This is a genomic window from Pandoraea sp. PE-S2T-3, assembly GCF_002179965.1.
Taxonomy (GTDB): Bacteria; Pseudomonadota; Gammaproteobacteria; order Burkholderiales; family Burkholderiaceae; genus Pandoraea.
This window is the reverse complement of sequence record NZ_NGUQ01000035.1, coordinates 222,371-240,720: the sequence shown is the minus strand read 5'-3', so window position 1 is coordinate 240,720 and position 18,350 is coordinate 222,371. Positions and strand designations below refer to the sequence as shown.

Below are 18,350 nucleotides of genomic sequence, written 5' to 3'. Positions count from 1 at the left end.
AACGTCGCCAAGCGCGACCTGACCCGAGACCTCATGATGCGAACGCAGACGTGGCTGGCGATGGCAGGTGCGTTAGGCAGCGTGCTGATGGCTGCCGGGTGCAGTGCACCAGTGGTCAAGCCCGCCGGGCCGGACTATGCGGCGTTGGGCGGGGCGGCCGAAGTGCGCGGCGATTGGGACGCCGCGCGGCGCAACTTCGGTCAAGCCGTGCTTGTGGCGGATCAGACCGGATGGCCGGCGGCACAGCGCGCGGCGATGCACTACGACTACGGCCGGGCGTTGGGCGTGACGTGTTACTACACCGAAGCCGAGCGAGAACTGAGTCTGGCCTACGACCTCGATATCCTGACGGGACAGTACCGCTATCCGGCACTCGTAGAGTTGGGGCGGCTGGCGCTGGCACAGCGCCAGTTTGCGCAGTCGGCCAACGACTTCTCGCGCGCCCTGGGCTCGCTCGACCGGGCGCAGGCGGTGCGCCACGCCCCATTTGCCTATGCCGAACTGCTGGACGATTACGCGCTGGCGTTGGGCGGGATGGGCGAAGCCGAAGCGGCGACGCGCGTCATCGACCGGGCGGCCAAGGTGCGCGCCGAATTGACTACTCAGTACCTGCAAGCGACATCGCGAACGCCATATGGCACGCAATGCGGCAAGTTTGCGGCGGAGTCCGTCGTGCCGCGCCGGGCGCAGTAGCACCGGGGGCGAATCGGCGCGGGCAGGCAGCGCCAGGTGGCGCGCATGCCATAATTCGGCCAATCCCTTGACCTTCACGTGTTGCGATGTCGATCGCAATACGGTCCCGCCCCCTTGAACAATCTCCTCGTTCCTCTTGAAAAAGCCGGTGATTTCGACGAAATCATCGACGTGCGCTCGCCGTTGGAGTTCGCGGAAGACCATATGCCCGGCGCGATCAACGCCCCGGTGCTGAGCAACGAGGAGCGCGTGATCGTCGGCACGATGTACCGGCAGGTCTCGCCGTTCGAAGCCACCCGGGTGGGCGCGGCCATGGTCGCGCGCAATATCGCGGCGCATCTCGAGACGACCTTCGCCGACCGGCCGCGGAACTGGCGCCCGCTGGTGTACTGCTGGCGAGGCGGCAAGCGCTCGGGGTCGATGACGGTCTGGATGAATCTGATCGGCTGGCGCGCCCGGCAACTCGATGGCGGGTACAAGACCTACCGCCGCGAAGTCGTGGCGTCATTGGAAACCTTGCCGCCCTCGCTGAAGTACGTGGTGTTGGCGGGGCATACGGGCACCGGCAAGACGCGGTTGTTGCATGCGCTCGCTGACACCGGTGCGCAGACGCTCGATCTGGAAGCGCTGGCGATGCATCGCGGCTCGTTATTGGGTGCAATGCCCGACGCGCCGCAGCCGTCGCAGAAATCGTTCGATACGGCACTGGTCGGCACGTTGCGAGCGTTTGATCCACAACGTCCCGTCTTCGTAGAAGCAGAGAGTCGTCGTATCGGGCTGATTTCGTTGCCCGAGTCGCTGATGGCGTCGCTACGCGGCACCACGTGCGTGGAAGTTCGCGCACCACATACCGAGCGAGTTGATCTGTTGATGCAGGATTACGGACACCTCTTTGCGCAGCCGGAATATTTCCGCGCGCAGTTGCTCAAGCTGGTGCCGTTGCACGGGCGTGCTGTGGTGGGCGAGTGGCTCGAACTGCTCGATGCGCAACGTCAGCGAGAGTTGTTCGAGACGCTGGTGATCAAGCATTACGACCCGGCGTATTCGCGCAGTTCGCGCAAAATGCTCAGCGGTCCGCCGCCTGCTATGCCGTTTGAATTCCACCCGCTCGTGCCCGATTTGCGCGCACAGGCGCAGGCCTTGCTGACGTGTGTTGAAAGCAGCGAGGCGACCGGTGCGCGCGGCCCCGATCGCCTGACGTCGGCCGACGCTGCCGGCTGACGATTTCCTGACGACTTACTTCGACTGCGCGATGGCGTCCGTGCCCGCGCAGTTCACCCGCACGCTCTTTCGTCCTTTCGCCCTCACTTCACCGGCAGGCAGATACGCGTTTGCAACGCTGCGGGCGGCGTCGTGCGCGGGTCGTTGAGGTACTGCTCGAACATCGGGAAGTCGGCGGGCTCCAGACCGCTGCTCGGCAACCACTCTGAAAAGAGCCAGTTGTACGGCTTGCTCATTTCGTTGTACGGCCCGGTGTAGGTCAGGATCGCGCAGCGGCCCGCCGGGATCTCGAAGCGTTCGAGATCGTTGCCGAGCTCGGCGTCCGGGGCCACCGACATGCCCGCGAGCGAGCGCAACTGATCGACGGGGACTTGTTCCGGGTCGTCGAAATACACGCCGAAGCCGGTCGATTCCGGCCGGGCCAGCCCGAGTGCGCCGGCAAGCATGAACGCGCGCACGAACACCGGGCCAATTTCCTGATAGTCGCCTTGATGCTTGAGGACGGCGAGCGTCGTGGCGGGGACCGATTCGATGGTGATGGGATACATGGTGAGCTCCAGAGGATTGAAGGGTCCGGAGCGGGCGTCACGATATCGTCCCGGCGGCATGCCGAAGTACGCACCGAAAGCCCGGTTGAAAGCGGCGTCCGACGCATAGCCGGCACGCGACGCCACAACACGCATGGAATCCTCTGACCCGGCCAGCGCGACCGCCGCGCGGTGCATCCGGATGCGTTGCACCGTGCCGTTCACCGTCTCGCCCATCAAGGCGCGATAGATGCGGTGAAAGTGAAACGGCGACAGGCACGCCAGATCCGCCAGTTGATACAGATCGGGGGCGGTGTCGGGATGACTGGCCAGCCATTGCAGCACGGGCTCCATGCGCTGGGCATACCGAACGTGGGTCTCAGGTTTCATTTGCGCTCCTTGGTCTGCAATGTAGCCAGAGGCCGTTTGCCGATTTTGCGATTTTGCGATATTTCACAATTTCCAAGCGTTGTCTCGATGGTTTGGCCTACGTAGCCCTAGTATCGCGCCTCCATGGCCGTAACAGGCAAGAGAGAACTCATCGGAGGCATCATGTTTCGACGTATGTTGGCAGAAGGCATCGGCACATTCTGGCTGGTGTTCGGCGGTTGCGGCAGTGCCGTACTCGCCGCGGCATTCCCGCAACTCGGCATCGGCTTCGCCGGTGTCGCATTGGCGTTCGGTCTGACGGTGCTCACGATGGCCTATGCCGTCGGTCACATCTCCGGCGGCCATTTCAATCCCGCCGTGACGCTGGGGCAATGGGCCGGTGGATTGTTCCCGGCGAAGGACATCGCGCCATACATGGGCGCGCAGGTGCTTGGCGGCTTGGTGGCCGGGGGCGTTCTGTTCGTGATCGCGAGCGGTGCGCCCGGATTCGACCCGTCGGCATCCGGCTTCGCAGCCAACGGCTATGGCAGCCACTCGCCCGGCGGCTACTCGCTGGCGGCGGCCGTGGCGATCGAACTGGTGCTGACGGCCTTCTTCGTCGTGATCATCAACAGTGTCGTGTCGCGCGCGGCACTCACGGCAGTTGCCCCGATCGCGATCGGTCTGGCACTCACGCTGATCCATCTGATTTCGATTCCCGTGACGAATACGTCGGTGAACCCTGCACGCAGTACTGGCGTTGCCGTCTTTCAGGGCGGCTGGGCAATCGATCAATTGTGGGTGTTCTGGCTCGTACCGTTGGCCGGCAGCGTCATCGGAGGACTGGTGTCGCGTGCCTTGCGGTCTTCCTCCTGAAATTCGACGTTGACAACTAACACTGTTAGATTAGACTAACGGTGTTAGTCTTGCTGCCGCCTCGATGCCGTTTGAGGATGGCGGCATGTTTGCTTGTCAATTGCATCCATTGAGGACGAATGCCATGTCAGAGAAGGTCTGGTTTATCACCGGTGCATCGCGAGGATTCGGGCGAGTCTGGGCCGAAGCGGCACTACGGCGGGGCGACAAAGTGGTGGCGACGGCCCGCTCGCTCGCCGACATCGAGGATCTGGGCATATACGGCGATGCCGTGTTGCTTCTGCCGTTGGACGTGACCAATGGCGATGCCGTGTACGGCGCAGTTCACCGGGCGCATGCGCATTTCGGACGGCTTGACGTGGTCCTCAACAACGCGGGCTATGGGCTCTTCGGCATGCTGGAAGAGACGAGCGAAGCACAAGCCCGCGCGCAGATGGAAACGAACTTCTTTGGCGCGCTATGGGTGATGCAGGCAGCGCTGCCGATCTTGCGGGCGCAGGGGCACGGGCACATTCTGGCCGTATCGAGTTTTGCGGGCGTCGTGACGTTTCCCAGCGCATCGGTGTATGTCGCATCGAAGTGGGCGCTCGACGGCATGTGCGATGCGCTGTCGAAAGAAGTGGCCGGCTTCGGCATCAAGGTCACGCTCATCGAGCCGGGTGGGTATGACACGGACTGGCGCGGCAGTTCGGCGCAACACGTGACGAAGCTCGATGCCTATGCGGAATTGCGCGGTCAGCTTGCGGCGGCGATGGGCAACCGCAAGCTCGGTGACCCGGCCGCAACCGCGAACGCGATCCTTGCCGTGGTCGATGCCGATGAACCCCCGTTGCGGCTCTTGCTCGGCGCGGGCACCGTCGATATCGCGACACGCACGTATCAGGAGCGAATCGGCGTCTGGCAACAGTGGGCCGACGTCTCGGCCGCCGCACACGGTGGCGCTGGCTGACCCACGTAGATCGATCCACGCCGAGCGATCGCCTGCCATTACCCGCCGTCGTCGATACCCCCCGCACTGTCGGCGCGATGATAAGCTAACGCCGTTAGTTTTGACGGGAAACACCATGGCGATTCAACGGGACGACGTCGTACAGACGGCGCTGGCTTTACTCGATGGCGGGGGAATGGAGGGCGTGACGTTGCGCAAGGTGGCGCAGGCGCTCGACATTCAGGCGCCGTCGCTCTACTGGCACTTCGCCAACAAGCAGGCGTTGCTCGATGCCATGGCCGACGCGATGTTGCAGGATGTCGCGCGTCATGTGCCGCCGGATGCGGACTGGCGAGCGGTGTTGAATGCCGTTTCACTTGAGATTCGACACGCCTTCAACGCCTATCGGGATGGTGCCCGGGTGTTCGCCGGGACGTACGAGACGACGGAAAACGTGTTGCGCACAGGCGAGGCGATGATCGCCGCCTTCGTGCGCGCGGGGGGCGACATCGAGTTGGCGACCACAACGGCGTTCAGCGTGGTCTATTACGTCGTGGGTTTCGTGATCGAAGAGCAGGCGTTCAAGGCGGAAGCCTCAAGCGAAAAGGCAGCGGAAAGCGTGGCGCGCAAGACGGCGTTCCTGAATGCCGCCAAGCAGACATATCCGCTCAGTTGGCAGGCCCGTCAGCATTTGTTCGCGCCCGACTTCGACAAGCGATTCTCGGTGGGCATCGACCTGTTGCTCGGCGGGTTTGTGCAACAACTGGCCAACGGCAACAAGAAAAAGGCCCCGCGTCGTTCACACGCTCGCTGAGAACGTGTCGATCAGCATGCGCGCGGCCAGCGCCGCGAGCACTGTGCCCATGAACCACCGTTGCAGGGTCAACAGGGCCGGGCGCTGCGCGAGAAATTTGGCCGTACTCCCCGCGCCGATCGCGACAGCGCCGTTCACCAGCACGAACGCCAGAATCACGACCGAGCCCATGGTGATGGAAGTCTTCAGCAGGTTGCCGCCCTGATCGCGGACGAACTGCGGCACCAGCGTCAGAAAGATCATCGCAAGTTTCGGGTTCAACAGGCTCGTCGTCGCCCCCATCACGAAGAGCCGGCGTGGCGGCTCGTACGAGAGCTCACGCGCTTCGAACGGTGAGCGCCCGCCCGGTTTGACGGCCTGCCATGCGAGATAGAGCAGGTAGGCCGCGCCCGCCACGCTTAGCGCACTCATCCCGTACGGCACGTGCATGAACAGCGCCGTAATGCCGAACGCCGCACTCAGCATGTAAAAGAGGTAGCCGATGATCACGCCCGCCAGCGAGACCAGTCCGGCCGCCCGGCCCTGCGCGATCGAGCGCGACATCACATAGATCATGTTCGGGCCCGGCGTAATCGCCAGCAGGCCACAGATGGTGAGAAACGCATAAAACGAGGCGGCATCGCGCATAGTCTTGCTCGACAGGAGGCAGTGATCGCGCTCAGTATCGGAGTCTGCCTGACCTCGGTAAAGCAATATAATCTGAGCCAATTCGTCAGATTTTCTGAGTAATATGAAAAAGCTCGATCTCGATGTGCTGGAAATGGTGGTGGCCGTTGCGGAGACTGGTTCGTTCGTGCGCGGTGCCGAGGCGGTGCATCGCTCGCCATCGGCGCTCAGCATGCAGATCAAGGCACTGGAAGACGATCTGGGCAAGCCGCTGTTTATCCGGAACACCCGGCGATTGGCCGTGACGGCCGAAGGGCAGACGCTGGTGGACTATGGGAGGCGAATGCTCGAGATGCGCAGCGAGGCGTGGGCGTCGATCGTGCGGCCCGAGATCAAGGGCCGCGTGACCATCGGCGTGCCCGACGACTATGCGTCGTCGCTGCTGCCGCAAGTGCTCCGGAAGTTTGCCGTCGCGCACCCACGTGTCGAGATTCGCGTGATCGGGCTGGCCAGCAATGCGTTGGTGCCTTTGCTCAAAGACAACACGCTGGACTTGGCCTGCCTGACCAAGGTGAAGGGGCTGCCGGGAGAATTCATCCGGTTCGAGCCGTCGGTATGGGTAGGCCCGCCAACGCGGCCCGTATGGAAAGAGCGCCCGCTGCCAGTGGCGTTATTCGCCCCCGGCAGCACGGCGCGCGCGACCGCCATCGCGGCACTTCAGCGTGCGGGTATCAAGTACCGCATGTCTTACGAGAGCCCCAGCCTGCTCGGACTCATCAGCATGGTGGAGGCGGGGCTGGCGGTCGCACCGCTCGCACGATGCAGCGTGCCCGCGCATCTTGTTCAGCTCTCGCAGAGCGACGGCCTGCCCCCGCTGGACGATCTCGAAGTGGTGCTGGCGCGCAGTGCAACCTCCAATCGCCCGCCGTGCGACTTTCTGGCGGAGCAGATTCTGACCGAACTGCGCACCTGAGCATGACACCTCCGGCCCGTCAGCCGATCCACGCGGAATTGCGAATCACGCTACAGAAATTACCGCGATGGAAATGCGGGTCCTTGTCGGCCAGCACGTCAGCCTTGACGTTGCCGAACGTCGTGTCCGGCTTGTGCTTGATGCCGTCGTAGAACGCCTGAATGATGTCTTCCTTGAAGTGAGCCGTGCGCGGGTGGGCACGTACAACGGCCTCTCGTTCGACCTCGCTGTACTCGGGATAGGTCAGGCCCAGCACATCCATTTCTACGCCCGCAGTCACCAGCGCGATCACCGGGTGCATATGCTGCGGAATACCGGGCGTCGTGTGCAGCGCGATCGCCGTCCACACCACGTCGATGTCCTGTTGTGCAATGCCTTTGCTTTTCAGAAAATCACTCGCCGCATTCGCACCGTCGACTTCGAATCGTTCGCACGCGCTGCTGTGTTGATGGGTGAGCCCCATGTCATGAAACATGCAGCCGCAATAGAGGAGTTCGGGGTCGAACTTGAGCCCGCGATGCTGACCGGCGAGGGCGGCGAAATAGAAGACGCGGCTTGAGTGATGGAACAGCAGGGGGGATGCGGTATCGCGCACGATCTCCGTGATTTCACGCGCGAACTGACTATCGGGCACCGCAATACCGGCAACATTGGCAGACATGATGAACCTCCAGAAGGGGACAGCCCGGACAATTCGAACTGTGCGGACACTTCCAATTCTGCGCACCGACGCCCCGGATCGCTACCGGCTTGCGGGGCCCATTTCCGCCAGATACGTGTTCATGTCGGCCAGCCGCCAAGGGAGGCTATCGGCGAAATAGAGGCTAAAAATGGCCGGTGGTCAGATGCAACGAGCGCGGTGTCGACCCATGCGTAAGGGGGAGCAGCGAGACGGCCGTGCTTAATCGAGATCGATTCGTGGAAGATTCGCCACGAGCGCATCGATGGCGCAACGTGTTTTCAGCGGCATGTAGGGCGTTTTCGGCCATACCGCATGGATCGCCAGCGGTCGCACACCGCAACGCTCTCTTAGCGCGACAAGTTCGCCGGTGGCGACATATCGTGCCATGAGCCAGCACGGTATCTGCACGAGTCCGAGACCGGCAACGCCAGCGCCGGCAATCGCCTGCACGTCGTCAAGGCTCACTTGCGGCTTGACTTGCAACTCGTGCTCCACGCCCTGCGCATCGTGCATGCGCCATGTGCTCACCACGCCGCCGCGCGAATACATGATGCCCGCATGACCGGCAAAGTCGTCGATCTCGACGGGGCTGCCATGCTTCGCCAGATAGGCTGGCGAGCCGCCGATGCTCACGTCCTGAATGCCCAGACGCCGCGCCGCCAGACTCGTGCTGTCGCGCAACTCGCCGATGCGCACCGCGAGATCGATGTTCTCTTCGACGAGGTCGACCGCCCGGTCGGTGAACGAGATATCGATCTGAAGCTCGGGGTGCTGGCGTGCGAGATCGAACAACACTGGGGCGACGCAATGGTGCCCGAACGCAATCGGTGCGCTTACCCGCAACTGGCCCCGTGGCGCACTGTGTCCACTCTCCAATTCGGCCTCACCCGCCTCCAACTCGGCAAGCGCTCGCACGCATCGATCGTAATAAGCCTGCCCGGCTTCGGTGAGCGTCTGACTGCGCGTGGTGCGATGGAGCAGACGTGCCCCCAACCGGTCTTCCAGCCGCGTAATGACTTTGCCGACGGCCGAGCGCGTCAGGTTCAGGCGCTCGGCCGCGAGCGTGAAGCTGCCGGCTTCGATCACCTGCACAAAGACCGCCACACCGTCCAGATTGATTGACATATTCGGTCCTTGTGGTTGCGTTTTATGGGAAAAACTGTCGTCAATGGGGAATCTGATTCCCGATATAGTACATCGGCCAAATAATTTTCTCTGCGATACCTATGACGCTTTCTCGAGACCCCAAAAACGCGCTGGCGCTAGCGGCGATCTGCCTGACATCGTTGATGTTCGGCCTTGAAATTTCCAGCGTGCCGACCATCCTCCCGACCCTTGAGCGCGTGCTGCATGCCGACTTCAAGGCGCTTCAATGGATCATGAATGCCTACACGCTGGCGTGCACGACGGTACTGATGGCCACGGGCACGCTGGCCGACCGCTTCGGACGCCGACGCGTCTACGTCGCCAGCATCGTGATTTTTGCGGTGACATCACTCATCTGCGGGTTGGCGCAAAGCGCCGCGGTGCTGATCGTCAGCCGGTTTCTGCAAGGTGTGGGCGGCGGCGCGATGCTGATCTGCATGGTGGCGGTGCTGTCGCATCAATTTCGGGAAGGGCGTGAGCGCAGCCGGGCGTTTGGCGCATGGGGCATCGTGTTCGGCAGCGGACTGGGCTTCGGTCCGATCGTCGGCGGGTTGATCGTCGCTGTGTCGAACTGGCAGTGGGTGTTCCTGATCCACGTGGTGATTGCGATGGTGGCGCTCGGCCTCGTGTTTGCAGGCGTGAAGGAGTCGCGCGATCCGCACGCCGAGCATCTGGACGTGCCGGGCATCGTGACGCTGTCGTTGTCGACGTTCGGCCTCGTCTACTACATCACGCAGGGGCCGGACCTTGGTTTCGACAGCCCCATCGGATTGAGCATCATCGGTGCGTCTGTTCTGAGTTTCATCGCGTTTCTCATCGTAGAGAAGCGCAGTCCCCGGCCGATGTTCGATTTTTCGGTGTTCCGTGTCCGCGCGTTTTCCGGGGCGATGTTCGGCTCGATGGGGATGAACTTCAGCTACTGGCCGTTCATCGTTTATCTGCCGATCTACTTTCAGGGCGCGCTCGGCTATAGCAGCGTGAACACCGGGTTGGCGCTGCTCGCCTATACGGTGCCGACACTCATCGTGCCGCCGTTCGCCGAACGTCTTGCGCTTCGGATTGGCGCACGTAAGGTGATTCCGCTGGGTATGTTTACGATCGGCCTTGGCTTCCTGCTGATGCGCTTCGGCATTGATGTGGCGCATGCCAGTTGGCTGACCGTGTTGCCGGGCTGTGTGTTGTGCGGTGCCGGACTGGGGATGACCAACACGCCGGTGACCAATACGGCGACCGGGGCGGTGTCGTCGAACCGCGCAGGGATGGCGTCGGGCATCGACATGAGCGCGCGGTTGATCAGTCTGGCGATCAACATTGCGGTGATGGGGTTCGTGCTGCTCGAAGGCGTCAGCGCCTATCTCGCTCGCGCGCTGCCGGCGTCTTCAGATGCACTGTCGCTGCGCTGGCTCGCGGAGAAGGTGGCGGCGGGCAGTCTCGATCAGTTGACGCAGGGCAACGCGGCATTGTCGGCGGCCGACCCGAACGGGGCCATCGTTCATGGCGCGTTGGTGCACGGCTTCGGTCTGGTGATGTTGTACGGCGTGATCGGCGCGTGGGTGCTGGCAGCGCTGAGCTATGTGGCGTTCGGGGCAGGCCCGCGTGCGCAGCGTCAAGAAGCGGCTTTCGACGACGGCGTGCGCCCGCCGAGCCTGTAAGAAAGACAGACGCCGGAGGTTGTCTCCGGCGTCGATTTGCGTTTTCAGAATACTAAGGAATACTCAGGAAAACACAGGATTCTTGTCGGCCAGACCGACGACTTCGTCATAGATGTGGTCACGCGTTCGACCATCGACGCGTTGCCAGAGCCGGGCCAGCCAGTATCATCCTGAGCTTGGTGACGACGGCAGCGCTCACCGGTGTGGCGGGAAACTGGATGTTCTCGCCGACCAGCTTGCCGTCGAGATACGCGTGGGCGTTGGCCCTGACGTAGACCTTGGCCTGCATCAGGCTGGTGGCCCGTGAGGCGAACGCGAGATCGAGACAGGTCAGTGTCCAGACGGAATCTCGTTGCTCGCCATAGACATGAAGCAGTATGCGTTCCTTTCTCATGATCGACTCCTCGTTGATGCGTGCATGACCGGATCTTTGGCTGATCCTGGTGGCTTTTGCGTGGGAAGTCGGTTCGCTATCGAACCGACGCGCCCGCAATTCCCCCGTACGGTCGAGGCAACGTCGGAATCTGTGTCTCGCCTGCGGCGGTAAGACGATCAGAGACTATCGAAGAACGGCGCCATGCGATCGCGCGAGCACGCAATGTGATGCGCCATCGCGTCGCGGGCCGCTGTGGCATCGTGAGCACAGAGGGCTTTCACGATGTCGGCGTGCTCGGTGATTGCTTCTTCCGTCACCCGCGAATGAAAGCGCAGACGGAAGACATGCATATGCGCATGAAGACGCGACAGCGTCTCTGCAATCAACTCGTTGCCGCTGCACGCCGCAATCCACGCGTGGAACTTTGCATCCTGTAGCGCAAACTTCCCGTAAGCCACCTGCGCATTGCCGCCCGAGACGTTCTCCATGCTCTCGGCCAGCGTCTTCAATTCGGTCAGCGCCGCGTCATCCATCAACTGGGCTGCCTCGGCCGCGGCGTAGGGCTCCAGCAGCATGCGCATGTCGTAGATCTGCTTGAACCGGTCTCGCGTGGGCATGGCGGCCGCGCTATAGCCGACGTTATGGGTCTTCACCACCAGCCCCTCGTTCTCGAGGCGGATCAGCGCGGCGCGTATCGGCGTTTGCGAAACCCCCAACTCTCTGACGAGTGCATCGACGGCGATTCGGCTTCCCGGCGCAATGGCGAGGGAGATCAGCCGGGAGAGCAGCGTCTCGTAAATCTCATCGCCCAGCGCGCGTCGAGCCGACAGGTGGCTCGCGTCGTGCTCGGCAGCGGCGAAAAAGGTGGTCGATCTTGGATCTAGGTTGGACATGGATGGCTCTCCGGGATAACGCGCTTGACCGTGCCAGATTATAACCCTATCCTGTCGCAAATCAGATATCCGATCGGATCGTATTTTGACAGCCAATCTTTTATCGTGTCAGGAGGCCACCGAGGTCTCCGTTCAGGCACTGACGCGTCACGGGGTTTCTCAAGAGAACGCCCGCATTCAGACAGAACAATGGGTCGAAGCGGAGTTGAGAGGGCGGGCCTCGCACGGTTTGCTCCGCCTGCCACGTATCGTCGAACGTCTTCGGAAAGGGCTCGCGCATCCGCTAAGCCATGGCGTGCACCAATGGCGCGGCTCGTCGCTGCTCGATGTCGATGGTGAGCGCGGGCTGGGGCCGGTGGTGGCATTCGCCGCCCTTGAAAAAATCTCGGCGCGCGCCAAAGAAACGGGTCTTGCCGCCGCGATGGTCCGCAACAGCAACCACTTGGGCATGCTGGCGCTTTATGCCGAGCGCATCGCGGCACAAGGGCAGGTGCTGATTGCGCTTTCCACCAGCGAGGCGCTCGTGCACCCGTGGGGCGGCAAGCACGCCATGCTGGGCACCAATCCCGTGGCGATCGGTGTGCCCGCGTTGCCGCATCCGTTTGTGTTCGACATGGCGACGAGCGCCGTGTCGATGGGACAGATTCACGACTATGCCAATCAGAACCGCCCACTGAAACCCGGCTGGGCGCTCGACGCCGAAGGCAATCCGACCACTGACGCTCATGCGGCCAAAGCCGGTGCCATCGCACCGTTTGGCGACGCCAAGGGCTATGCGCTCGGCATTGCGTTCGAAGTGCTGGTATCGAGCCTGACGGCGGCCGCACTCGGCACCGATGTGCGCGGCACGCTGGACGCCGAGCACGTCTGCAACAAGGGCGACGTGTTCATCGTGCTTGAGTCGGCACCGGGCGGCATGGCCGGGCAAATCTCCGCGTATCTCGATGCGGTTCGCGCGTGCGAACCCGCCGACCCAGACCGACCCGTTGTCGTGCCGGGCGACCGCGCACAGACGCAACGCGAGCGCAGTTTGCGCGATGGCTTTGCGCTGGCCCCCGACGTCTGGGCACGCATTCGCGAACTCGCCGGTATTTCCTCCGACTCCGTACAGGATCAGAAATGAACCCACTATTCGGCACTATGAGGGCGCCTGCCAACGTCATTTTTGGCGAAGGCCAGCGCTTCGGCCTCGGCACTGTCACGGCCCAGATCGGGCGCCGCGCGCTGATCTGCACCGACGAACGTCTCGGTGCTTCGAAAGAACTTCAGGAGATGCTCGGCAGCCTGCATGAGGCGGGTGTCGAGACGAAGGTCTCCACGCACACGCTGCCTGAACTGCCGTCCGCCAGCATCGAGCAATGCCTTGCATTCGCCTCGGCCTTCGACCCCGACGTGGTCATCGGCATTGGCGGTGGAAGCTGCATGGACATGGCCAAGCTCGTGAGCTTGCTGCTAGCCCACGGCGGCCCGGCGAGCCAGTTCTATGGCGAGCTGAAAGTGCCGGGGCCGATTCTGCCGGTCATCGCCATCCCGACGACGGCAGGGACGGGCTCGGAAGTCACGCCGGTGGCAGTGATGGCAGATGAAAGCCGCGATCTCAAGGTCGGCATCTCCAGCCCGTATCTGATTCCGCACATTGCCATTTGCGACCCGGAACTGACGCTGACGTGCCCGCCGGGGCTGACGGCCATCTCAGGTGCCGATGCGCTCACCCATGCCATCGAGGCGTTCACGGCGGTGCAGCATCCGCGCACGCCGACCTTGCCGCACGAACGTGTCTTTGTCGGCAAGAACCTGATGAGCGATCAGTTCGCTTTGGCGGCTATCAGCGCGCTCAGCGAGTTCTTGCCGCGCGCCGTACGCGACGGCAGCGATCGCGAAGCCCGCTCGATGGTGATGTACGGCTCGCTGTGCGCGGGTCTGGCGTTCGGTGCGGCGGGTACCGCTGCGGCGCACGCGATTCAGTACCCGATCGGTGCACTGACGCACACGGCCCACGGGCTGGGTGTGGCGGCGTTGATGCCGTACGTGATGGCTTACAACGCGCCGTCGTGCGCCGGTTCACTGGCGGAAATCGCCAAGGCGATGGGCGCGCAAGGTACCGATGTGCAGGCACTGGCCGAAGAAAGCATCGTCCGCGTCCGCGCGCTACTGGCCGAGATCGGCATTCCGTCGACGCTAGCCGGTCTGGGGCTGAAGGCGATCGATCTGCCTTGGGTTTCCGAGCAATCGATGCTCTCTGCACGACTGGTCAACAACAACCCCCGTCCGCTACAGGCGGCCGATATGGCCGAAATTCTGGAAGACGCCTTCCGTGGCCGTCTACGCGACACCCAACCCTCCAACGCTTGAGAACTGAAATGTCGACACTTGCTATTGGTATTGAAGTCCCTACCGACTTGTTCATTGGTGGTCAGTGGCGTGCACCGGCCTCGGGGCGTCGCATCGACGTCATCAATCCGTCGAACGAAGAAGTGCTGGCGACCGTCGCTGACGCGAGCGTTGAAGAGGCCATGCAAGCCGTCGATGCCGCTGCCGCTGCTGCGCCCGGTTGGGCGGCGACGTCGCCGCGCGCGCGTGCCGACATCCTGCGCCGCGCGTACGAACTGATGGTGCGCGACGCCGATAGCCTCGCCCGGCTGATCTCGCTGGAAAACGGTAAGGCGTTGGCCGATGCGCGGGGTGAAGTGGCTTACGCCGCGGAGTTCTTCCGTTGGTTTGCCGAAGAGGCTGTGCGCATCAACGGCGATATCAGCATCGCCCCGTCAGGCGCCAGCCGGATCATCGTGCAGTACCAGCCGGTGGGTATTGCGCTGCTGATCACGCCATGGAATTTTCCGGCCGCGATGGCCACGCGAAAGATCGGTCCTGCGCTGGCAGCCGGCTGCACTTGCATTCTGAAGCCCGCGACGGAGACGCCGCTCACGGCTTATGCACTCGCTAATCTGCTGGCCGAAGCCGGTGTGCCGGCAGGTGTGGTCAACGTGCTGACGACGTCGTCGGCGGGCAAGTTCGCCAATGCGATTCTGGACGACGCTCGCGTCAGAAAGTTGTCGTTCACCGGTTCGACGGAAGTCGGCCGCGTGCTGCTGCGCAAGGCTGCCGACTCGGTGGTGAACTGCTCGATGGAACTGGGTGGGAACGCGCCGTTCATCGTGTTCGACGACGCATCGATCGACGCCGCTATCGAAGGCGCCATGCTCGCCAAGATGCGCAATGGCGGAGAAGCGTGCACGGCGGCTAACCGCATTTACGTGCAACGCGGCATTGCCGGCGAATTCAGTCAGCGTCTGGCGCAGCGCATGGGCGCGCTGACGGTGGGCGACGGCTGTCTCGACACCACGCAGTGCGGACCGCTGGTCAACGCCGGCGCGGTCGCCAAGGTGGCATCCCTCGTTGACGACGCGGTGGCGAAGGGCGCACGCGTCCTCACGGGCGGCGAGCGGCTGGATCGCAACGGTTATTTCTATCAGCCGACGGTGTTGGTGGACGTCGCACCGAACGCCGACCTGCTCCATGAAGAGATTTTCGGGCCGGTCGCACCGATCGTCATCTTCGACGACGAAGATGAAGTCGTCGCGTTGGCCAACGCGACCGAGTACGGTCTGGTTGCCTACGTGTACACCGGCGATCTGGCGCGCGGCCTGCGTGTGTCGGAGCGAATCGAGAGCGGCATGATCGCGCTCAATCGCGGCATTGTGTCCGACCCGGCCGCGCCGTTCGGCGGCGTGAAGCAAAGTGGTTTGGGCCGTGAGGGCGCTCACCATGGGCTGCTGGAGTTCTCTGAAGCCAAGTACATTTCGACGCAGTGGTAAAACCCCCGGGCGGTGGGGCGGGGCGTTTGCCGGCGTCACCACCGCATTTGCAATAGCCATAGCAACAGCCATCGCGAAATCTGCGGGACAGCAGAGCGCCAGCGTTTCAGGAGACGATTGTGAGTTCGAATCAGTCATCGATACCGCCCATCAACATCGCATCGATCAACGATGTGATCCGATTCATTGATTCACAGCCTCGTCTTGTCGGCGTTGCCCGGTTTGCGTGGCTGGTGGCCCTTGGGGGCCTGTTTCTGGACGCTTTCGCCAACTCGGCGCTGGGCTCCGCACTCGGGCCGCTGACTGCGCAGTTGGGTCTGAGCCCGCGCGAAGTCGGTTTGCTCACGGCGTCATCGGCGTTCGTGGCGCTGATCGTGAATCCGTTCGGCGGCTGGCTTGCCGATCGGTTCGGCCGCGTCAAACCGCTGATCGCGACGAAGCTGATCTACATCGCCGGGGCCATCATCGCGGCCGTCGCCGTGAATTTCGAGATGATTCTCGCCGGCCGGGTGCTGGTGGGCATCGCGTACGGGATCGACTTCAGCATTGCCATCGCCTTGCTTGCCGAGTACACGCCGGCCAAACACCGCGCAAAACTGAATCTGTGGAATGGCGTGTGGTACATCGCCGTCATCGGCAACTTGCTCGTCACGTTGCTGTTCAGCCAGTTGGGCATCGGGCAGAACATCTGGCGCTATTCCATCGCGTCGTCCGGCATTCTGGCGCTGGTGATTCTCGGTTTGCAGATCAAATATCTCTCTGAGAGTGCCACGTGGCTGGCGCGCCTCGGGCGGATGAAAGAGGCCGCGATCAGCCTCGGGAAATTGTTTCCGGACCACCGCTTCGTCGCACGCGAAACCGCGCGCAACGACGTGAACGAGAAGACGAAACGCGCGGGCAACTTTGCGCAATTGTTCCGGGGCAGCTATCTGCGCCGTACCGTGCTTTCCGGTGTGATTTCGCTCTGTCAGTACATGCAGTATTCGGCGGTAGGTTGGTACCTGCCGGTGATCTCGTTGCTGCTCTTCTCGAACAACTTCATCCACGCCACAATTGCTGCGATCGTGTTCAATTGCTTTGGCGTGTTGGGCGGCTTCTCGTCACCGTTTTTCGGACGTCTTTTCGGGTTGCGCAAGGCGGCGCTTTACGGCTTCGGCATCGTCTTTCTCGTGCTGGTCGGCATGGGGCTGCTCGACGGCAAGGTCGATCCGATGCTGCTCTCCATCTTCCCCGCGATGCTGATCTTCGCGCACTCCGCTGGCCCGGCATCGAACGGAAAGTCGATCGCCGCGCTGTCCTATCGATCGGAAGTTCGCGCGACGGGGACGGCTTTCACGGGCTTCCTCGCGAACGTGGGCGCTGCGTTCGGTCTCTTCGCGTTCCCGGTGCTGCGCGGCAGCTTTCCGCTGGGGACCGTGTTGCTCATCTTGAGTGTCGTACCGCTGGTCGGGTTGATCACCTGCATCGTCATTCAGTGGGACCCGACGCGCAACGGCTTCTCGGCGGACGAAGAGGCCGAGAGCGATGTGCCTTCCGGCCGTTCGGCGGCCATTCCCGCCCAACAATGAATCGTCTGAACAACGAGCAGAACAACGATGCCTGAGTGGCCTCAGGCAATTACGGAGAACGTTATGAGTCAATTGAAAGGATTTCTATTTCCGCAAACCCCGACGGGCGTGGCATCGCTGATTCCCGATCCGCCTTGGTACTACTCCGGCACGTGGCTGACCGTGGAATACCGCACGAACCCCGATCGCATCAAGGCGCTGTTGCCCGCGCCGCTGGAACTGGCCGACGAAGACCCGGGCCGTGTCGCGATGGTCTGGGCCGACTGGCAGTCGTGCTCGACCGGCGGTGCCGAGATGCTCGACCCCGTTCGCGCGCAGTATGCCGAGGCGTTTCTCGCCGTGAAGGTGAAGTTTCAGGGGCAGACATTTACGCGGATCGTGCACATCTGGGTCGATCGCGACTTCTCGCTGGGGCGTGGCATTCACATGGGGTATCCGAAGAAATTCGGCTCCATCTACCAGACGCGGCCGTTCCCCTATGGCCCGGCCCCGCGACTGGCGCCGGGCGGCCGCTTCGGCGCGAGTCTGACAACGTATGACCGCCGCATTGCGCAAGCCACGATCACGCTGCGCGAGCAGGTGAAAACGGGCGGCCCCACGGTCAACATCTATCCGCTGCTGCATACGCGCGTGCTTCAGTCGATCGAGAAGGGCGGCGGCGAGTCGCTCAACGAACTGGTGACGCACAAGCCCGCGAAAGCCGAGTGCGGCGACCCGTGGGTGGCCGACGCCGAACTGGCCCTGTTCGAATCGCCGACCGAGGAACTCGCGACATTGGCCGTCGAAGAAGTCGTGGGCGGGTACTACCAGCAGATGGGCACGGTGTGGGACGGCGGCGAGTTGCTGCTCGACAATCGCCAAGGCGGCTGATTGCATCACCCGCGGGCTACCGACCGGCTTCGCTTCTCGATAGAGGGCGAAGGCCGGCGAGTCGACGTTTGCGTTTGGCTGGTATTCCGGAAAAGTCTACTTTCTGAAATAGGATTTCTTTCCGCTGTCGGAATAGCAGAACGTTCCGCCTCGCGGGCCAGTGCAGTATTGCCCGGATCGGCAACTGCATTGGCTGTCCGAACTAAGCGACAGCGATTTGGAGTGTGACGCCGAAGCAACCGCCTCTGGCATGGAGCACACACGTTTTGACGCGCTGATCGATCCGTCACGGCAAAGGAATTGCTCGCCGAGACAGCGGTCCACGCCCCCTTTTACTTCCT

The 18,350-nt window shown here is 62.7% G+C and carries 18 protein-coding genes; 12 read left to right on the top strand and 6 right to left on the bottom strand.

Annotated elements, in window-relative coordinates; all coding sequences use genetic code 11:
- Positions 1 to 33: 33 nt before the first annotated feature.
- Positions 34 to 693, top strand: a complete 660-nt coding sequence (locus CDV46_RS21560; protein ID WP_087724872.1) for a hypothetical protein — start codon at positions 34 to 36, stop codon at positions 691 to 693.
- Between the two features lie 114 nt (positions 694 to 807).
- Positions 808 to 1,914 (top strand): tRNA 2-selenouridine(34) synthase MnmH, encoded by a 1,107-nt coding sequence (mnmH, locus tag CDV46_RS21555; RefSeq protein ID WP_087724870.1) that lies wholly within the window; start codon positions 808 to 810, stop codon positions 1,912 to 1,914.
- Between the two features lie 83 nt (positions 1,915 to 1,997).
- Here mnmH and CDV46_RS21550 read toward each other — a convergent pair whose 3' ends face one another.
- On the bottom strand, positions 1,998 to 2,831 hold the full coding sequence (locus CDV46_RS21550; protein ID WP_087724868.1) for an AraC family transcriptional regulator: 834 nt from the start codon (positions 2,829 to 2,831) through the stop codon (positions 1,998 to 2,000).
- Between the two features lie 162 nt (positions 2,832 to 2,993).
- Here CDV46_RS21550 and aqpZ point away from each other — a divergent pair, with 162 nt between their 5' ends.
- The 3 genes from aqpZ to CDV46_RS21535 all read left to right on the top strand — a co-directional run bounded on the left by aqpZ (position 2,994) and on the right by CDV46_RS21535 (position 5,428).
- Complete coding sequence (gene aqpZ, locus CDV46_RS21545; RefSeq protein WP_087724866.1) at positions 2,994 to 3,686, top strand: aquaporin Z; 693 nt, start codon at positions 2,994 to 2,996, stop codon at positions 3,684 to 3,686.
- Positions 3,687 to 3,810: 124 nt separating this feature from the next.
- Positions 3,811 to 4,635: an SDR family NAD(P)-dependent oxidoreductase gene (locus CDV46_RS21540; protein ID WP_087724864.1), complete on the top strand. Its 825-nt coding sequence runs from the start codon at positions 3,811 to 3,813 to the stop codon at positions 4,633 to 4,635.
- Between the two features lie 115 nt (positions 4,636 to 4,750).
- The gene (locus CDV46_RS21535) at positions 4,751 to 5,428 is read left to right on the top strand and encodes a TetR/AcrR family transcriptional regulator C-terminal domain-containing protein (RefSeq protein ID WP_087724862.1); all 678 of its coding nucleotides are present in this window, start codon (positions 4,751 to 4,753) and stop codon (positions 5,426 to 5,428) included.
- Here the strand turns inward: CDV46_RS21535 and CDV46_RS21530 are convergent.
- The gene (locus CDV46_RS21530; protein WP_087724860.1) at positions 5,414 to 6,055 is read right to left on the bottom strand and encodes a LysE family translocator; all 642 of its coding nucleotides are present in this window, start codon (positions 6,053 to 6,055) and stop codon (positions 5,414 to 5,416) included. The genes CDV46_RS21535 and CDV46_RS21530 overlap by 15 nt on opposite strands.
- 103 nt (positions 6,056 to 6,158) lie before the next feature.
- Between CDV46_RS21530 and CDV46_RS21525 the strand changes: the two genes are divergently transcribed.
- Positions 6,159 to 7,007 (top strand): LysR substrate-binding domain-containing protein, encoded by an 849-nt coding sequence (locus CDV46_RS21525; RefSeq protein WP_087686955.1) that lies wholly within the window; start codon positions 6,159 to 6,161, stop codon positions 7,005 to 7,007.
- 19 nt (positions 7,008 to 7,026) lie between these two features.
- On the opposite strand, the gene CDV46_RS21520 is transcribed toward CDV46_RS21525, so the two are convergent.
- Complete coding sequence (locus CDV46_RS21520; protein ID WP_087724859.1) at positions 7,027 to 7,668, bottom strand: HD domain-containing protein; 642 nt, start codon at positions 7,666 to 7,668, stop codon at positions 7,027 to 7,029.
- A gap of 240 nt (positions 7,669 to 7,908) precedes the next feature.
- The gene (locus CDV46_RS21515; protein ID WP_087686957.1) at positions 7,909 to 8,814 is read right to left on the bottom strand and encodes a LysR family transcriptional regulator; all 906 of its coding nucleotides are present in this window, start codon (positions 8,812 to 8,814) and stop codon (positions 7,909 to 7,911) included.
- Positions 8,815 to 8,915: 101 nt separating this feature from the next.
- On the opposite strand from CDV46_RS21515, the gene CDV46_RS21510 reads away from it, so the two are divergent.
- Positions 8,916 to 10,487: an MFS transporter gene (locus CDV46_RS21510; RefSeq protein WP_087724857.1), complete on the top strand. Its 1,572-nt coding sequence runs from the start codon at positions 8,916 to 8,918 to the stop codon at positions 10,485 to 10,487.
- Between the two features lie 118 nt (positions 10,488 to 10,605).
- Here the strand turns inward: CDV46_RS21510 and CDV46_RS21505 are convergent, their stop codons facing one another.
- Together CDV46_RS21505 and CDV46_RS21500 are read right to left on the bottom strand one after the other, a co-directional pair.
- A complete protein-coding gene (locus CDV46_RS21505; RefSeq protein WP_087724855.1) occupies positions 10,606 to 10,881 on the bottom strand; it encodes a hypothetical protein in 276 nt (91 codons plus the stop codon).
- A gap of 158 nt (positions 10,882 to 11,039) precedes the next feature.
- Positions 11,040 to 11,756 carry a GntR family transcriptional regulator gene (locus CDV46_RS21500; RefSeq protein ID WP_087724853.1) on the bottom strand — a complete coding sequence of 239 codons (717 nt, stop codon included), beginning with the start codon at positions 11,754 to 11,756 and terminating at the stop codon, positions 11,040 to 11,042.
- 85 nt (positions 11,757 to 11,841) lie between these two features.
- Here CDV46_RS21500 and CDV46_RS21495 point away from each other — a divergent pair, with 85 nt between their 5' ends.
- From CDV46_RS21495 to CDV46_RS21475, 5 genes are all read left to right on the top strand, one after another.
- The gene (locus CDV46_RS21495) at positions 11,842 to 12,879 is read left to right on the top strand and encodes an Ldh family oxidoreductase (protein ID WP_087724851.1); all 1,038 of its coding nucleotides are present in this window, start codon (positions 11,842 to 11,844) and stop codon (positions 12,877 to 12,879) included.
- Positions 12,876 to 14,108, top strand: a complete 1,233-nt coding sequence (locus CDV46_RS21490; RefSeq protein ID WP_087724849.1) for an iron-containing alcohol dehydrogenase — start codon at positions 12,876 to 12,878, stop codon at positions 14,106 to 14,108. The genes CDV46_RS21495 and CDV46_RS21490 overlap by 4 nt, the downstream gene beginning before the upstream one ends.
- 8 nt (positions 14,109 to 14,116) lie before the next feature.
- Positions 14,117 to 15,571, top strand: coding sequence for an NAD-dependent succinate-semialdehyde dehydrogenase (locus CDV46_RS21485; RefSeq protein ID WP_087724847.1), 1,455 nt, complete (start codon positions 14,117 to 14,119; stop codon positions 15,569 to 15,571).
- A 119-nt stretch (positions 15,572 to 15,690) separates the two neighbouring features.
- The gene (locus tag CDV46_RS21480; protein ID WP_176399149.1) at positions 15,691 to 17,139 is read left to right on the top strand and encodes an MFS transporter; all 1,449 of its coding nucleotides are present in this window, start codon (positions 15,691 to 15,693) and stop codon (positions 17,137 to 17,139) included.
- Positions 17,140 to 17,202: 63 nt separating this feature from the next.
- A complete protein-coding gene (locus CDV46_RS21475; RefSeq protein ID WP_087724844.1) occupies positions 17,203 to 18,009 on the top strand; it encodes an acetoacetate decarboxylase family protein in 807 nt (268 codons plus the stop codon).
- Positions 18,010 to 18,350 lie beyond the last annotated feature (341 nt).

Bases quoted from the DNA above. Each gene is read 5' to 3' on its own strand.
- aqpZ (WP_087724866.1), top strand. From the start codon at position 2,994: ATGTTTCGACGTATGTTGGCAGAAGGCATCGGCACATTCTGGCTGGTG.
- CDV46_RS21550 (WP_087724868.1), bottom strand. From the start codon at position 2,831: ATGAAACCTGAGACCCACGTTCGGTATGCCCAGCGCATGGAGCCCGTG.
- CDV46_RS21485 (WP_087724847.1), top strand. From the start codon at position 14,117: ATGTCGACACTTGCTATTGGTATTGAAGTCCCTACCGACTTGTTCATT.
- CDV46_RS21500 (WP_087724853.1), bottom strand. From the start codon at position 11,756: ATGTCCAACCTAGATCCAAGATCGACCACCTTTTTCGCCGCTGCCGAG.
- CDV46_RS21510 (WP_087724857.1), top strand. From the start codon at position 8,916: ATGACGCTTTCTCGAGACCCCAAAAACGCGCTGGCGCTAGCGGCGATC.
- CDV46_RS21515 (WP_087686957.1), bottom strand. From the start codon at position 8,814: ATGTCAATCAATCTGGACGGTGTGGCGGTCTTTGTGCAGGTGATCGAA.
- CDV46_RS21530 (WP_087724860.1), bottom strand. From the start codon at position 6,055: ATGCGCGATGCCGCCTCGTTTTATGCGTTTCTCACCATCTGTGGCCTG.
- CDV46_RS21560 (WP_087724872.1), top strand. From the start codon at position 34: ATGATGCGAACGCAGACGTGGCTGGCGATGGCAGGTGCGTTAGGCAGC.
- CDV46_RS21520 (WP_087724859.1), bottom strand. From the start codon at position 7,668: ATGTCTGCCAATGTTGCCGGTATTGCGGTGCCCGATAGTCAGTTCGCG.
- CDV46_RS21505 (WP_087724855.1), bottom strand. From the start codon at position 10,881: ATGAGAAAGGAACGCATACTGCTTCATGTCTATGGCGAGCAACGAGAT.
- CDV46_RS21535 (WP_087724862.1), top strand. From the start codon at position 4,751: ATGGCGATTCAACGGGACGACGTCGTACAGACGGCGCTGGCTTTACTC.
- CDV46_RS21475 (WP_087724844.1), top strand. From the start codon at position 17,203: ATGAGTCAATTGAAAGGATTTCTATTTCCGCAAACCCCGACGGGCGTG.
- CDV46_RS21540 (WP_087724864.1), top strand. From the start codon at position 3,811: ATGTCAGAGAAGGTCTGGTTTATCACCGGTGCATCGCGAGGATTCGGG.
- CDV46_RS21490 (WP_087724849.1), top strand. From the start codon at position 12,876: ATGAACCCACTATTCGGCACTATGAGGGCGCCTGCCAACGTCATTTTT.
- CDV46_RS21525 (WP_087686955.1), top strand. From the start codon at position 6,159: ATGAAAAAGCTCGATCTCGATGTGCTGGAAATGGTGGTGGCCGTTGCG.